This window comes from Kocuria salina (genome assembly GCF_013368965.1).
Lineage (GTDB): Bacteria > Actinomycetota > Actinomycetes > Actinomycetales > Micrococcaceae > Kocuria > Kocuria rosea.
The window spans coordinates 15,494-31,038 of the sequence record NZ_SSSF01000018.1; the positions used below are offsets into that span (position 1 = coordinate 15,494).

General features: G+C 70.1%; 12 protein-coding genes. 6 read left to right on the top strand and 6 right to left on the bottom strand.

The genetic code is table 11. The features are described from left to right. Nucleotides 1-94 precede the first annotated feature (94 nt). Both E7Z53_RS18805 and E7Z53_RS18810 read right to left on the bottom strand, forming a co-directional pair. Complete coding sequence (locus tag E7Z53_RS18805) at nucleotides 95-2,629, bottom strand: MMPL family transporter (RefSeq protein ID WP_095651825.1); 2,535 nt, start codon at nucleotides 2,627-2,629, stop codon at nucleotides 95-97. Nucleotides 2,630-2,686: 57 nt separating this feature from the next. Next, nucleotides 2,687-3,289: a TetR family transcriptional regulator gene (locus tag E7Z53_RS18810; RefSeq protein ID WP_242630406.1), complete on the bottom strand. Its 603-nt coding sequence runs from the start codon at nucleotides 3,287-3,289 to the stop codon at nucleotides 2,687-2,689. Nucleotides 3,290-3,893: 604 nt separating this feature from the next. Here E7Z53_RS18810 and E7Z53_RS18815 point away from each other — a divergent pair. The 3 genes from E7Z53_RS18815 to E7Z53_RS18825 all read left to right on the top strand — a co-directional run bounded on the left by E7Z53_RS18815 (nucleotide 3,894) and on the right by E7Z53_RS18825 (nucleotide 5,820). Next, nucleotides 3,894-4,112, top strand: a complete 219-nt coding sequence (locus E7Z53_RS18815; protein ID WP_136341189.1) for a hypothetical protein — start codon at nucleotides 3,894-3,896, stop codon at nucleotides 4,110-4,112. Nucleotides 4,113-4,459: 347 nt separating this feature from the next. Further along, nucleotides 4,460-4,969, top strand: coding sequence for a DUF2243 domain-containing protein (locus E7Z53_RS18820; RefSeq protein ID WP_095651822.1), 510 nt, complete (start codon nucleotides 4,460-4,462; stop codon nucleotides 4,967-4,969). 11 nt (nucleotides 4,970-4,980) lie between these two features. Further along, the gene (locus E7Z53_RS18825; RefSeq protein ID WP_242630407.1) at nucleotides 4,981-5,820 is read left to right on the top strand and encodes a cytochrome c oxidase assembly protein; all 840 of its coding nucleotides are present in this window, start codon (nucleotides 4,981-4,983) and stop codon (nucleotides 5,818-5,820) included. 198 nt (nucleotides 5,821-6,018) lie between these two features. Here E7Z53_RS18825 and E7Z53_RS18830 read toward each other — a convergent pair whose 3' ends face one another. Beyond that, nucleotides 6,019-7,671: an MDR family MFS transporter gene (locus tag E7Z53_RS18830; RefSeq protein ID WP_095651821.1), complete on the bottom strand. Its 1,653-nt coding sequence runs from the start codon at nucleotides 7,669-7,671 to the stop codon at nucleotides 6,019-6,021. After that, entirely contained in the window at nucleotides 7,668-8,291 is a 624-nt protein-coding gene (locus E7Z53_RS18835) for a TetR/AcrR family transcriptional regulator (RefSeq protein WP_255219696.1), read from the bottom strand. The genes E7Z53_RS18830 and E7Z53_RS18835 overlap by 4 nt, the downstream gene beginning before the upstream one ends. Before the next feature lie 669 nt (nucleotides 8,292-8,960). Here E7Z53_RS18835 and E7Z53_RS18840 point away from each other — a divergent pair. Together E7Z53_RS18840 and E7Z53_RS18845 are read left to right on the top strand one after the other, a co-directional pair. After that, nucleotides 8,961-9,617, top strand: a complete 657-nt coding sequence (locus E7Z53_RS18840) for a TetR/AcrR family transcriptional regulator (protein WP_242630409.1) — start codon at nucleotides 8,961-8,963, stop codon at nucleotides 9,615-9,617. Nucleotides 9,618-9,671: 54 nt separating this feature from the next. Further along, nucleotides 9,672-12,176, top strand: coding sequence for an MMPL family transporter (locus E7Z53_RS18845; protein ID WP_095651819.1), 2,505 nt, complete (start codon nucleotides 9,672-9,674; stop codon nucleotides 12,174-12,176). Nucleotides 12,177-12,852: 676 nt separating this feature from the next. Here E7Z53_RS18845 and E7Z53_RS18850 read toward each other — a convergent pair. Further along, nucleotides 12,853-13,266, bottom strand: a complete 414-nt coding sequence (locus tag E7Z53_RS18850) for a DUF6640 family protein (RefSeq protein WP_095651818.1) — start codon at nucleotides 13,264-13,266, stop codon at nucleotides 12,853-12,855. Nucleotides 13,267-13,656: 390 nt separating this feature from the next. Between E7Z53_RS18850 and E7Z53_RS18855 the strand changes: the two genes are divergently transcribed. After that, nucleotides 13,657-14,841 carry a helix-turn-helix domain-containing protein gene (locus E7Z53_RS18855; protein WP_095651817.1) on the top strand — a complete coding sequence of 395 codons (1,185 nt, stop codon included), beginning with the start codon at nucleotides 13,657-13,659 and terminating at the stop codon, nucleotides 14,839-14,841. A gap of 34 nt (nucleotides 14,842-14,875) precedes the next feature. Here the strand turns inward: E7Z53_RS18855 and E7Z53_RS18860 are convergent, their stop codons facing one another. After that, entirely contained in the window at nucleotides 14,876-15,286 is a 411-nt protein-coding gene (locus E7Z53_RS18860; protein ID WP_136341191.1) for a hypothetical protein, read from the bottom strand. Nucleotides 15,287-15,545: the final 259 nt, after the last annotated feature.

The window sequence follows — 15,545 nt, forward strand, 5'->3', positions numbered from 1 at the left end:
GCCGTCCTTTCCTGATCAGTGCTGCTCCAGGACCCCGGGCCCGGCAGAGCCGGGGTCTGTGCGCCCCTGCGTCGATGGGTGGGGGTATGGGGGTTCAGGCGTGTGCTTCAACGGTATCGCGGTGCGGTGCGGGGCGGGTACCGGCGGGTGCGGGCAGTTTCGCGCCTTCCACATCGACGTCGGGCAGGATGCGGTCCAGCCAGCGAGGGATCCACCAGGCGGTGCGTCCCAGCAGGTGCATCGTGGCCGGGACGATGGTCATCCGCACCACGAAGGCGTCCACGAGCACTCCGAAGGCGAGGCTGAAGCCGATGGGGCGGACCATGGCCATTTCGGAGAAGATGAACCCGGCGAACACGGAGGTCATGATGATCGCGGCCGCGGTCACCACCCGCGCGCCGTGGCTGAAGCCGGTGCGCACCGCGGTGCGGGGGTCCTGCCCGTGGATGTAGGACTCGCGCATGCCCGAAACCAGGAACACCTGGTAGTCCATGGCCAGGCCGAAGAGCACCCCGATGAGGATGATCGGCAAGAAGCTGAGCACGGCCGAGGGGTTGTGCACCCCGAAGATCTCTCCGAGCCAGCCCCACTGGTAGACGGCCACGATGGCCCCGAAGGTCGCCGCCATCGACAGCAGGAACCCTCCGGTGGCCAGCAGCGGGACCAGGATGGAGCGGAAGACGAGCATGAGCAGGATCAGGGACAGCCCCACGACGATGCCGAGGTAGGGGGCCAGGGCGGTGCTGAGCTTCTCGGACACGTCGATGTTGGCCGCGGTCTGTCCGGTCAACCCGATGCTCACACCGGTGTCGGCTTCGATGGCCGTGGCGCGCTGGCGCAGGTCGGCCAAGACCTGTTCGGTGCTGGCACTGGCCGGGCCCTCGGTGGGAACGACCTGGAAGACGACGGTGCGCCCGTCCTCGCTGACGATCGCCGGCAGGGCGGCGGTGACGTTGTCGACGGCGCGCAGCTGATCGGCCACGTCGTACTGCAGGTCCTGCGAGGCGGTGTCGCTGAGCCCGCCGGGCAGCTCTCCCACGGCGATGATGGGCCCGTTGACGCCTTCTCCGAAGGCCTCGCCCACCAGGGTGTAGGCCTGATAGGCCTCCGACTCGGGGGACTCGGAGCCGCCGTCGGGCAGGGCGACGCGCAGGTGCTGGGCGGGCAGGGCGATGATCGCCAGAACGAGCACGCTGAGCGCCAGGACGATCCCGGCATGGTTGGTGACGAACGCCCCCCAGCCGTGGCGGCTGTGCTCCTGGTCGGCGGCCTCCTCCACGGATTCGGCCGAGGTCCCGGCCCGTTCGGCGTCGCGGGTCAAGGCGGTCTGGGCCGCGCGGGCCTTGGCCCAGGCGCGGGACGAGAGCACCTTCGGCCCGATGAAGCCCAGGGCGGCCGGTGTCAGGGTGAGAGCCACCAGCACGGCCAGGGCCACGGTGGCCGCGGCGGACAGACCCATGATCGTCAGGAACGGCAGACCTGGCACCGCCAGGGCGGCCAGGGCGACGACGACGGTCACCCCGGCGAACAGCACCGAGTTGCCGGAGGTGCCGTTGGCGCGGGCCACGGACTCTTCCAGGTCCATCCCGTGCATCAGCTGGGTGCGGTGCCGGTTGACAATGAACAAGGAGTAGTCGATGCCCACGGCCAGGCCCAGCATCAGGGCCAGGAAGGGGGAGACCGTGGACATCTCGACCACCCCGGACAGGGCGAAGGTCGCCCCCACCCCCACAGCCACCCCGGTGATGGCCATCAGCAGGGGCAGACCGGCCGCGATGAGCGTGCCGAGCATGATGATCAGCACCAGGGCGGCCACGGCCACCCCGATGATCTCGGAGCTGCCCATGACCTCGGAGACGTCCTGGGTGATGTCCTGGCTGATGTAGACCTCGATCCCGGACTCCTCAGCGGCGTTCAGGGTGGTCTGAACCTGCTCACGGATCTCGGCCGGGACGTTGTAGATGGAGTCGCTGAACTGCACCTGGCTCAGCGCGACCTGCCCGTTCTCGGAGACGACGCGCATGTCCTGGGCGGCGCCGACCTGGCGCTGGGCCACAGCCAGGGACTCCTCGTTGTCGGTGATCTCCTGCGCCTGGGCCTCCAGTTCCGCACTGGCCGTCTCGAGCTGCTCCAGGCCCTGCTGCGCCCCGGGCGCCCCGGCCGCGGCCGCGGCCTGGAGCTGCTCGCGCTGCTGGGCCATCTGCTCACGCCCGGCGGCGATCTGCTCCTTGGCCGACTCCAGCTGGGCCTGCCCCTGGGAGACCTGCTGCGCCCCGTCCTGGAGCTGGCGCTGGAGCTCGAAGGGATCGGCGGCTGCTTCCACCTCCGGCATCTGCTCCAGTTGCTGCAGGGCCTGGCCCACCGCTGCTTCCTGTTCGTCGGTGAACTCCCCGGCCGGGGAGTGGAAGACCACCGATCCGCTGCCGCCGGCCGCCTCGGGCAGCTCCTCCTCCAGCCGGTCCAGGACCCGCTGGGTCTCGGTGCCGGGAAGGGTGAAGTTGTTGCTCAAGGTGCCGTGGAAGGCCACCGCCGCCCCGCCCACCCCCAGCACCAGGGCCACCCACACGGCGGTGACCCACCAGCGACGCCGGTAACAGAACCGGCCCAGTCGATACAGCACAGATGCCATGGGCGCTCACCGTTCTCGAAAAAGGAGGACAAGGAAGATGAAGAAGGGAGGGAAGGTCTAGCGGGTGAAGCCCTGGCGCAGATAGCCGACCACGTCGATCAGGTACTGCCGCAACAGGTCCAAGGACTCCTCGGTGACCTCGCCGCCGCAGCGGTGGAACCACTCGCTGAGGGCGGCTTTGCCGCACGAGAGCGCCGAGCCCACCAGGGCACCGACGTAGAGGGAGTCCATCTCCGGGCCCGAACGCCCGCGGATGGCCTCGACGAGCTTGTCGGCGCAGCTGTCCCACCCCTCCAGCTGGAACCGGTGCATCTGCGGATCAGCGCCTGCCGTGCCGTACACCTCGGCCATCGCCGCCAGATGGATCGGGTCGGCCAATGCGATCAGCAGCTCATGCATCGACTCCACCAGCGGCTCGTCGGCCGGACGGGCGAGGAACTGCTCGACCCCGTGATCCAGGAACTCATCCACGCTCACCGCCAACGCCGCCTCACGGCTGGGGAAGTAGTTGAAGAACGTCCGGCGCGACACCCCCGCCGCCGAGGCGATGTCCTCCACCGTGAACCGTCCCACGCCCCGGGCACGCAACAGGGCCAACGCCGCCTCGGCGATGGCCCTGCGGGTGGCCGCCTTGTTCAACTCCCGCCGGGACGCCGGCACCGCGGAAGGTTCCTCAACAGGAATCACAAATCCTTACACTACGTGCAAACTTGCACTGGGGGCAAAACTCTGTGCGGGGTGGAGGCGCGGACGGGGCCAACGGCGGCTGCCGGCGGGGCCGCGGCCCTGACTCTCGGAGTCGTCGGCGGGGAGGAGAATGTCACCCTCGGAGACGATCGCGCGGGCACTGGATGCCGACGCACCGCCGAAGTACTCGAACGACATTGCTGATCCTCGACCGACACCCTCGCGAGACAGTCGAGGTGACAAGGGCCTTTACAGTTCACAAGCCCCCTCCCACAGGGGGCTCTTCTGGGACGGGCCGGACCAACCGGGCTCACATCTTCATCATGACGGGCCTGATAACCTCGGGCGAGCCGGCTGCGGCCGCAGCCATTGGCCCGTCCGGTCGTATGATCCGCCTGATGCCGATGAAAGGGCTTTTCCCGTGCGTGGAGATCTCAAGGCCGCTTGTCGGCCCCTCGGTCTGGGCGAACGGTTCGTGTGGCGGCAGCAGCTGAGGACAGCGGAATCGTGGCTCGATCCGTCGGAGACCGTCCAAGCCCTGGCGCCGGGCTGGTGGCGTGGTCACCGCAGTCTCGCCGTGGTCACCACCTCGCGGTTGCTGCTGATCCACCCCGAGCTCGAGCAGTCCTCCTCCCAGGGAGTCTTCGCGCTCCGGAGCATTTCGCAGCTGAACGTCCATGCCACACCACCCGACGGTGCGCGGTTCCGGGTGAAGTGGGGTCTGAACCTGGAGGAGTTCACCCTCCCCCGACACGCCGCGGAGTTCGAACACGCCCTGCGCGCGGTGCTGCCCTGACCCCATCATCCGGGAAGAGCCGCCGCCTCGGGGTTGAGGCCCGCCTTGTCGAAGATCGCCCTCGCCCCGCCCGGGGTGCCAGATCCGCGGTGTGGCCGACACCCCGCACGACCCGGTGGGAGACCCCTCCGGTGCCTGCCGGCGACCTCGCCCCGGAGGTGTCGGAATCTGCGACCGCCGGGGACCTATGGCCTGTCCTGCGAATCCATGCACCGCTCCGGTGGGGTGCTCGGAAGCCGCTGCTGGCGGTGTGCGGAGGAGCGCGCAGGGACCCGGGACGTTGCCCAGCATGCCCGCGATAGAAACAATGGGCGCATGGGTTGCCACGCCGATGTGAGAGATTCCTGATGTCTTCCGCTGAGACGAGCGCTGGTCGGGGCCCCGGAAGCGATCCGCGCACGAAGCCAGGGGTCAATCTGGATCGGCGCACGGTGGTCTCGGGGTTCTTGTTCGGGTGCGGGATCGCAGCCTCGATGATCGACCTGTTCGTCTTCCATCTGGGTCTGCAGTGGCACCACTTCTACGACCTGTCGACCACGCAGGTGGCACTGACCGCCGACGGGTTCTTCCACGCCTTCGGGTGGTTCATCACCATCTGGGGGCTGTTCCTGCTCGCTGATCTGCGCCGCCGCACCGAGGTGGCCTGGAAGCGCTGGGCCGGGGCGGTGGTCACCGGCGTCGGGTTCTTCCAGCTCTTCGACGGAGTCATCGACCACAAGGTGCTGCGGATCCACCAGGTCCGCTACGACGTGGAGCTGCTGCCCTACGACGTGGCCTGGATCGGCTCGGCCGTGCTGCTGCTGGGCATCGGGGCGCTCATCCTCTGGCGCACCCGCCCGGCCCGCGCCACCGGCTGAGCAGGCACGCCGTGGACCACCAGCACCACACCGACCACGACATCACCGGAGGCAGCCCAGCCCAGGGCGTGGAGGTACTCGGGTGGGTGGTCTTCGACGTCCTGGTCGTCCTGGCCCTGACCGCAGCCGCGGCCAGCTACGCGGTGGCCCTGTGGGCGGCCCGGGATCGCAGCCCGGTCCCGGGCCACCGCACCATGTTCTGGTACGCAGGTCTGGGTTGCGCCGGGGCCGGTCTGATCGGTCCGGTCGCCACGGCCGCGCACACCAGTTTCGCCGCCCACATGGCCGGGCACTTGCTGCTGGGCATGATCGCCCCGCTGCTGCTGGTGCTGGCCGCCCCGATCACCTTGGTTCTGCGGGCCCTGCCCGTGGCCCAGGCCCGGTCGCTGACCCGCCTGCTGCGCCACCCCGTGGTGCGGGTGGGCACCCACCCGGTGGTCGCGGCCGGGCTCAACGCGGGGGGCCTGTGGGTTCTCTACACCACGGACCTGTACCAGTTGATGCACACCTCGGTGCTGCTCCACGGGCTGGTGCACGCCCACATCGTCGTGGCCGGTTACCTCTTCACCGCCTCCCTGGTCGGGGTGGACCCGGACCCGCACCGGGCCTCCCTCCCAGTGCGCTCGGTGGTGCTGATCGTCTTCATCGCCGCCCACTCGATCCTGGCCAAGTGGCTCTACGCCCACCCGCCGGCCGGGGTCCAGGCCCCTGAGGCCCAGGTCGGGGCGCAACTGATGTACTACGGCGGTGATGTCGTGGACATCATCCTGATCGTGCTGCTGTTCACCGGGTCGTACACCGCCACCCGGCCCCGCCAGAGCACCATGGCCGCTTCCCGCCCGACCACCTGAGCGCCGGTGAACCCACGGTGCGCCGAGGACGACGACAACGAAACGCAGAGACGACCATGACCACCACATCGCGTCTGAACGAGACCCTGCGCGCGGCTGGCGTCGGAGGCGTGTGCCAGCGGATCTTGGACAAGCTCGACGTGTAGGGCTGGTGCCCGGGGCACCCCGCCGAGGGCGAGGGGCCACCCGGTTGCCGTTCTATCGGGCGCCGACGGCTGCGCTGTCCTCGAACCGGGTGCGGTGCTGGTCCTGCTCGGCCGGCTCGGTCTCTTCCGGGTCCTCGGCGGTGATGAGGAGGTTGCCCTCGCCGGCGGCCTCGGGCACCACGTCGCGTTCGATCGTGGTGGCCAGGGCCTTTTCCTGCACGAAGCACAGCAGCACTGCCGCGAGCAGGGCCAGCGGCGCGATCCACAGGAAGATCGGGGTCAGGGCGTCGTTGTAGGAGGTGATGATCGGGGTCCGGATGGCCTCGGGCAGCGACGCCACCACGGCCGGGGTCAGCGAGTTCGTGCCGCCGGTGGCGCCGCCGGCCTGGGCGGGCAGGCGCTGGGCCAGCAGGTCGGCCAGGCGCCCGGCGAAGACGCTGCCCACGACCGCCGAGCCGAGGGTGGCCCCGATCTGGCGGAAGTAGTTGTTCGACGCGGTGGCGGTGCCGACCTGGCGCAGCGGGAAGGTGTTCTGCACGATCAGCACCAGGATCTGCATCGACAGCCCCAGGCCCAGGCCCAGCACCGCGAGGTCGGCGCACAGGCGCCACAAGGGGGCCTCGGCGGTGAGGGTGGAGAGCAGGACCAGGCCCGCGGCGACCACGACGCTGCCGGCGATCGGCATCCACTTGTAGCGCCCGGTGCGGCTGACCAGCGCCCCGGAGACGATGGAGGTGACCAGCAGGGCGCCCATCATCGGGATCATCAGCAGCCCGGAGTCGGTGGCGTCGACCCCGTGGACCATCTGCAAGTAGGTGGGCATGTAGCCGATGGCCCCGAACATGGCCACGCCGATGAGCAGCCCCGCCACGGTGGTGAGGTTGAAGTTGCGTTCGGCGAACAGGTGCATCGGGATGATCGGCTCGGCGGTGCGCCGCTCCACGGCCACGAAGGCGGTCCCGGCCACCAGGGTGGCGGCGATCAGACCGAGGATGACCGGGTCGGTCCAGTCGTACTTGCTACCGCCCCAGGTGGCGAAGAGCACCAGGCAGGTGGTGGCCACGGCCAGCAGGACCATCCCGCCGACGTCCAGACGGGGGCGCCCGGGGCGCCGGGGCAGGTGCAGGAACAGCACGGCACCGGCCAGGGCGAGCAGCCCCAGCGGGATGTTGATCCAGAAGGCCCAGCGCCAGCCGGGGCCCTCGGTGAAGAACCCGCCCAGCAGCGGCCCGGCCACCGAGGCCAGGGCGAAGACCCCGCCCATCACGCCCATGTACTTGCCGCGCTCCCGCGCTGGGACGACGTCGGCGATGGTGGCCTGGGACAGGATCATCAGCCCGCCACCGCCCAGGCCCTGGAAGACCCGGGCGAGGATGAGCACCTCGATGGTGCCGGCCAGGGCGCCGACGACGGAGCCGGCCATGAACAGCACGATCGCGGCGATCAGCAGGGGCTTGCGGCCCATGAGGTCCCCGAGCTTGCCGTAGATGGGCATCGTAATGGTCGAGGCCAGGATGTAGGCGGTGATCACCCACACCATCTCGTCCACGCCGTTGAGCTCGCCCACGATGGTGGGCAGGGCGGTGCTGAGCACGGTCTGGTTGAGGGCGGCCAGCAGCATGGAGAGCATCAGGCCGATGAAGAGCAGCATCAGGTGCTGTTTCTTCTCGGCCGGTTCTGCCCGGTGGGCAGGGGTACGGGTCATGAAAGATTCCTCTGCAGGTCGTAGAAGAGACGGAAGGCGGGGGCCAGGTCCGGGGCCTCGGGAGCGGCGGCGGCAGCTGCGCCACCGGGGGTGAGGGCGAAGCGCAACGGCACCCCGGCGAGCATCACGAGCATCCGGGCGGCTTCTGCGACGTCGTGCCCGGCCACACCGGCCGACCAGGCCGGGTGCTCGGCCAGCAGGTGCGTGACGGCCCGGTGGACCAAATCCTCGGCCTGGGACATCAGCTCCCGGCGGCGCTGGGCCAGGTGGGGGTAGCGGCCCATCAGCTCACGGCGCCGCTGGGCGTCACCGCCCGCGTGGGCGCTGCGGGCCACCGCCAGCAGCAGGCGGGAGACCTGCTCCAGCACATCGCGGTCCAGGGAGAACCCCTCGAGCAGCGCCGGGTCCAGGGCGGGGGCGCGCAGGCCGAGCACCGCGTCCTCCTTGGACGGGAAGTAGTTGAAGAACGTCCGGGGCGAAACGCCCGCGGCCTCGGCGACGGCCTCCACCGTGGTGCGCTCCAGGCCGCGCTCCAGGACCAGCTCGGCGGCGGTCTCGTGGATCACCGTCCACGTGTGGGCTTTCTTGCGTTCACGCAAGGACACGGGGGCCTGAGTCATACCCCTATTATTGCACCACTGCATGTATTGCACAAATGCACTTATGTAGTGATGCACTTCTCTGGGGTGCCGCCAGAGCGCGCTGAGCGGGTCCTGTCGCGGTGTGTTGACCGCGACAGGGATAGGTGACGCTGCTCACTCGCCCGCCCCCGGATAGCCCGGGACCGCGGGGGTCGCAGGGGTCGCGGGGGTGCGCAAATGGTGTTGCCGCGCAGCGCAGAGGGTGTTCCACCAGCAGGTGGCGTCGGGCGTCCAGGTGATCCGGGTCTACGGCAAGGCCGCGATGACCGGGCCGGTCCTCACCGCCCCAGCCTTGCCCCGCAGCCGTGGCAGGGGGGTGGCCCTCGACTCTGCCCCGGTGCAGGATGCCCCGTGGTGTGATCTGGCCCAGGGCCGAGCTCACGGCCTCGGATGCCCCGCGGAAGAGCGGGAGACGCCCCCGGGGGGTGCTCTGTGCGCGAGCCCGACAGCTGGGATCCTCCTGGGTCGGCGGAGATGACGGCGGGGGCCGCACAGTGCGACAGCGACGGGGGGTCTCGTCGCGGCCTGGGGGCGCTGCCGGGCCGTGGCTGGACCGGACGGGACCACAAGGCCGCAGGCTGGCCCGGCCCTGGGCGCCGAGGATGGAATTGCACACAGTGCAACGCTGCACTTAGTGTAGTGGCTGCGATGCAGTCTTCCCATGGTTTTCCCCAGGTCCAGCCGCCGGTCGATCGGCGGGAGGCGTTGAAGCATTTCAACCGCCGGGCCATTCTCGACGCCGCCGAGGCCCTGGTCGAGGAGCGTGGTGTGGGCGGTTTCACCGTCAATGACCTCGCGGAACGGGCGGGGGTGTCGCGGCGGACGATCTTCAATCATTTCGCCTCGGTGGAGGATGCCGTCCACACCCGGTTCAGCGAGTTGCTCGGGTCGATCGTGGACGATTTCGTGGCGGCCGCGGCGGCCGCCCCGCCCACGGGGACTCCGAGCATCGGGACGGTGTTCGAGCAGCTGGTCGCCGCGATCGATACCGCCGATCTGATCCCGCCGTTGTCGCACATGGCTCGATTGCTCGGCGGTAACGAGGACCACCCGGCGACCGTGCTGTGGTCCCACGACGTGATGCAAACGCTCACCCTGCGCCTGACGGCCGTGATCGCCGATCGCTATCCCACCGCGGATTCCTTCACCGTCGGCCTGCTGGCCAGTTCCTTGCTCAACGCCCTGTCGGTGACTGTCGAGCAGTGGCACGCCGAGACCGGTGCGGTGGACACCGCCCAGTCACGGGCGGTTTGGCAGCGGTTGCTGGACACCACGGTGGGGTATCTGCGGCACGGCTTCGGCTGAGAGGCCCCTCCTTCCCGGTTCTTCCGTTTCCCTACGACCGACAGAGACTAAGACATGGCACACCTGTTGTACCGACTCGGGCGCTTCGCCGCCCGCCGCGCCTGGGTCGTGATCGCCGCCTGGGTGGCGGCGCTGATGCTGGCCGGCGGCGCCTTCGCCGTGGCCGGCGGTCAGTTGACCAACACGATGAGCATCCCCGGCACCGAGACCCAGCGCCTGGCCGATCGCCTGCAGTCCGAGCTGCCGCAAGCCGCCAATGGCACCGGGCGCATCGTCTTCGCCACCGAGGACGGGGAGCCCTTCACCACCGAGCAGCGCGAGCAGATCGGCGCGGCCCTGGCCGCGACCGAGAACACCTCGGGGGTGGAGGAGATGCTCAATCCCTTCACGGCGCAGCAGCAGCGCCAGGACCAGGCCCAGCAGCTCACCGACGCCCAGGAACAACTGTCCGACGGGCGGGAGCAGTTGGCCCAGGCCCAGCAGACGATCGCGGAGAACCAGGCCAAGCTCGACGCGGCCCGTGAGCGGGCCGAGGAGGCCGACGCCCCGGCCCCCTCGCTGCGCGAGCTCGACACCCAGCAGCAGGGCCTGGACGAGGCTCGCGCGCAGCTCGAGGACCAGCGGGAGGAACTGGAGGCTGCCGCACCCGAGCTGCAGCGCGGCCAGCAGCTGCTGGCCCTGACCGAGGACACCCGCACGGTGGCCGAGGACGGCACCGCCGCGGTCGCAGTGGTGAGCTTCACCGCCGAGCAGCAGGCCGTCACCGCCGAGACCAAGGAGGCGTTGCAGGAGGTCATCAACGAGGCGGACATCGACGGCGTGCAGGTGGAGTACTCCACCGAGATCTCCCAGGACGTCTCCCAGCTCTTCGGCCCGGCCGAGGTCATCGGGGTGATCGTGGCCGGCGTCGTGCTGCTGGTCATGCTCGGCACCCTGGTCGCAGCCGGGCTGCCCATCCTCACCGCCCTCACGGGTGTGGGGATCGGGGCGCTGACCACCTTGGCGTTCTCCGGGGTCGTGGAAATGGCCTCGGTGACCCCGATGCTCGGGCTCATGCTCGGGCTGGCCGTGGGCATCGACTACTCCCTGTTCATCCTCAACCGCCACCGCCAGCAGCTGCTGGCCGGGACAGAGCTGCACGAGTCCATCGGGCTGGCCACCGGCACCGCCGGCAACGCGGTGGTCTTCGCCGGACTGACCGTGATCATCGCCCTGGCCGCCCTCAACGTCACCGGCATCGGGTTCCTGGGCCTGATGGGCACCGCCGCGGCGACCTGCGTGGCCGTGGCCGTGCTCATCGCCATCACCCTCACCCCGGCGCTGCTGTCCCTGATGGGGCAGCGCCTGCTCAGCGCCCGGGCCCGCGAACGGGCCGCCCGCACCCCGGCACACGCGGCCCCGCACCGCGACGGGCCGGCGCTGCGCCACCCGATCCTGACCCTGCTGGCCGGCCTCGTCGTCCTGGGCACGATCGCTGTGCCCACCGCGGACATGCGCCTGGGCCTGCCCGACGCCTCCTCGGAACCGGCCGACTCCACCGCCTACCAGGCCTACCGGATCATCGAGGAGAAGTTCGGCGCCGGCGCCAACGGTCCGCTGCTGGTGGTCGCCGACCTGCCCGAGGACACCGACGAGGCCGAGGCCACCGACCTGCAGGTGACCATCGGGCAGGAGCTGCTGGAGCAGCAGGACGTCGTCTCCGTGGTCCCGGCCGGGCTCTCCGAGGACCGCCGCACGGCCGTGTTCCAGGTCACCCCCGACGGCGGGCCGGCCGACGAGTCCACGGAGAACCTCGTCAACGAGCTGCGCGAGCTCTCCCCGGAACTGGAGGAAGCGCACGGGGTGAGCATCGGGGTCACCGGCCTGACCGGCGGCAACATCGACGTGTCCCAGAAGCTCGCCGAGGCCCTGCCGCTGTACCTCACGGTGGTGCTGGGGCTGTCCCTGCTCCTGCTGGTGCTGGTCTTCCGCTCGATCCTCGTCCCGCTCATCGCCACCGCCGGGTTCCTGCTGACCCTGTTCGCCGCTCTTGGCGGAGTCGTCGCCATCTACCAGTGGGGCTGGCTGGGTTGGCTGTTCGGCGTCCACGACCCCGGCCCGGTGATCAGCTTCCTGCCCACCCTGCTCATCGGCATCCTCTTCGGACTGGCGATGGACTACCAGCTGTTCCTGGTCTCGGGTATGCGCGAGGCCTGGGTCCACGGCTCCTCCTCCCGTGCGGCCGTGCGCGAAGGGCTCAACGCCGGGCGGGCCGTCGTGACCGCGGCGGCGATCATCATGATCTCCGTGTTCGCCGGCTTCATGTTCTCCCACACGGCCATGATCCGACCCATGGGATTCGGACTGGCCTTCGGGGTGCTCGTGGACGCCTTCGTGGTGCGGATGATGCTCGTGCCCGCGGCCATGCACCTGCTCGGAGACAAGGCCTGGTGGCTGCCCCGCTGGCTCGACCGGGCCCTGCCCAACGTCGACGTCGAGGGCGAGTCCCTCCGGCGCGAACACGCACCCGCCGCGAGGGAACCGGAACGTGAGCTGGTCGGCGCCGGCACCCGGACCTGAAATACCTGGGCGGTGGAGACACCCGCCCAGCCCCCACCGCCGGAGCCCTCAGCGAGAGGCGACTGGAGAAACCGTTCTCGCTCCAGCCCGGCAATGACCTGATCGACCCGTCCGGGGCGAACCCCGGGCGGGTCGATCAGGCCAAAGATGTGCTCGATGGAACGGTGCGCGATGCCCGCCCAGCCGGCCTCATCCACCGCCACCCGGACCACAACATGGAGTCGCGCGAGGCGGGTGAGCGGCTTGGCCCCTCCGGCGCCCTGCCCGGCAACACAGATCAGGCAAAGGGCATAAACGGTCTCCGTGCGGTGATCCAACGGGTCCGGTCGGCCATCGAATGGTCCCGGGCATCTCCACCAGTGACCACAGGCGGTGTCAGCACGGTTCTGATCGATCACGCTCACGTACGGGCCAAAGCGGCGGTCCCCGGCACGCACAGGGTGCACGAAACCGGAGAAGCCTTGATCAACTTCGGCTGGACCCGAGGTGCTCCCCACTGTGAACGCCCGCAGGCGGGCGTCGTCCACCGCCCAACGATCCAGGCCCAGTACCTCGCCGGCGCGCAACCGGGCCAACAACTCGTGGGCGACCGGTCAGAGACCGGCTCGGGCCGCTCCTCAAGGGGCATACGCCGCGCTCATTCCGAAATGACCCCCGGCGCCTGGCGTGCAAAACGTCAGCGCGCCCGCCGTTCGAGCCCATAGCCCAGGCCGATCAGCCCCAGCATCCCCGCGCTGGCGAACCGCTCGTCGATCCACACGCCCCTGACCCGAGGGACCAGGTTGGGGAATTCCGCTTGAAGGCCCTGGGCGCCGGGGAAAGCGAAGGCTGCCCCCATGGAAGCCCAGAAGAACGCCGGCAACACCGCGCCCACCGCGGTGTCCCGCTCCGGGTCCAGGCCCTTGCGATTGAGCGCGTAAAGCCCGCCCGCCCCCAGGAGCGCGCTCACGGCGATGGTCATCGCATCGTGGAACCGGGCATGCGCAGGCCAATTCGGATTGAACAGATGGGTACGGTTCCAGTCCGCGGCGAACCCTCCCACCATGGTGGCTGCGGCAACGACGTTGAGGATGCTGCGCCCGGTCGACATGCCACCACTCTACCCGGGACGGCCACACAGTTCCCTGGCCCCAACGGGCCCCAGAACCTCCTGTGACGAGGGGGGTCTATAGGCCCGCCCCGTCACAGGCCACGCCTGCTTCTTCAGACACTGACCCTCCCCTCCCCCGGAAGCCAGCACCAGAGACAGGCACACAGAAGAGACCCGCACGGCAACGCCTGGGGGCGCCGGGCCTACCAGCACCAAGACCCACCGCGTGCCCTCGAGCACCGGATCCACCCCGACACCGCCCGAGCCCGGCAGGACAGCCGAGACAACCGGACCGGCGTGCCGACACGGGCAGCTCCGGCCGCGGCGGCCGGCGTTGCCCGTCCTGGGGAGGTGCGGAGAGACTGTGGCCACAGGCCTGAAAGGAGGTGCATGGTGTCTGAAGCGGATCACGATCTGCCGTGGACGGGATTGCCCTCCACCCTCGCTCCGCTGCTCAGCGCCCATCTTCCGGTGATCACCGAGCAGCTGCTGGCGGGGGTGCATCACGATGTCCCGGTCTACGCCGCGCCCCTGGGCGGTGCGCTGCGCCAGGAGATCCGGCACGGGGTCCAGGCCGCCCTGACCCGGTTCCTGGATCTGGCCGACACCGACCAGCCGGCCCTGCGGGAGGTGGACCGGGTGGTCTATGAGGGGTTGGGCCGGGCCGAGGTGCATCAGGGCCGGCCCATGGACGCCTTGTTCACCGCCTACCGCTCCGGGGCGCGCACGACCTTGCGGTCGATGTCGAAGGTGGCCATGGAGGCCGGGTTCGAGGCCTCGGTGCTGATCGTGCTGGCGGAGTCCGTGTTCGCCTACATCGAGGAGCTCTCCGCGGCCAGCGCCCAGGGCTACGCCGCCGAGCAGTCCGAGCGGGCCGGGGAACGCGACCGGTTGCTGGACCAGGTGGCGGAAATGCTCATCCGCGGTCACGCCGAGGAGGACGCGGTGCGCGCCGCGGTACTGGCCGCCGGCTGGATCCTGCCCGAACGGGTGGTGGTGGTCGTCCTGCCCGCCGGCCGGCGCCCGGGGCTGCGGTCCCGGTTGGGGCCAGGGGCAGTGCTCACCTCCCGCCCCGGGGACGTCGTGGCGGTCCTCCCGGAGCCTCCCACGTCGGCGGCCCGGCGGGAGCTGGGGCGGTCCCTGACCGGGCGCGCCGCGGTGGTGGGTCCGGGACGGCCTTGGCAGGCCGCCTCGGACTCGCTGCGCCTGGCCGTGGCCGCCCGGGACCTGTTGGAGCACGACGGGGAGGACCCGCTGTGGGTCCGCCAGCACCTCACCCGGCTGCTGCTGCACAGCGACCGTGCCCTGCTCGAAGACCTCGCCACCCAACGGCTGGCCCCGCTGGAACACCTCCGCCCGGCCCAACAGCAGCGACTGGTCACCACCTTGCTGTCCTGGCTCAAGCACCACGGGCAACGCGCGGTGATGGCCGCCGAGCTGGACATCCACGAGCAGACCGTCGGCTACCGCATCAACCAACTGCGTGAGATCTTCGGCGAGGCCCTCCACGACCCGCAGGCCCGCTTCGAGCTCGAGCTCGTCCTGCGCGCCCGGGCCGACCAGAACCCCGCGTGAGCAACGACCGCCCACAGGGGCAGGTTCTCAGCCCCTACGGCAGATCCTGCGGCAACCGGCCCAGCCCTAAGACGGCCATGACCGCCGCCAGCGCCGTGGCCGCCACCGTCATCGGGGCCAGACGAGGATCCCATTGCCGCCAGGCGGCGCGGACCGACCGCTCCGCCGGATACCCAAGGACCATCACCGCGCCCAGCACACCCAGCACCCGGGCCGCCCGCCGCCGGGGCCGCGCCAGCAGCTGAGCCGTGCACACCGCCTGCAGGGCAAGCATCAACCCAGAGGCCGAAAGCCCGGTGCCGAGCAACCACTGCTCGGCACCGATGCGCTCCGGGGATCCGCGTAGGACCCCGACGTCATAGGTGACGCGGTCTCGCAGCGCCTGACGCAGCCCGGCCAACCCCAAGCCCAGTTGCACGGCCGACACCAACGCAAGATGCTTCATCTCTTCCCCCTCCACTGTCGGCACCGGGATCCCCCGCGAGATCCGCGAACGAAATCCTCGAAGGGAGCCGCCCGGGGACGCCATACCGCCGACCCGGTGCCAGGTAGCAGCACCCACGATTCAGGATGCGCGCCCCACGGTCGCAAAGGCAACACATCACCGGAGAAACCCACGAACGCCCGCCTCCGAAGAGGCCCACGGGCAGATGCGCAGGCACACTGCGGCGCGATCCAAGGCACGGCAGCGGGAACCCGTGCTG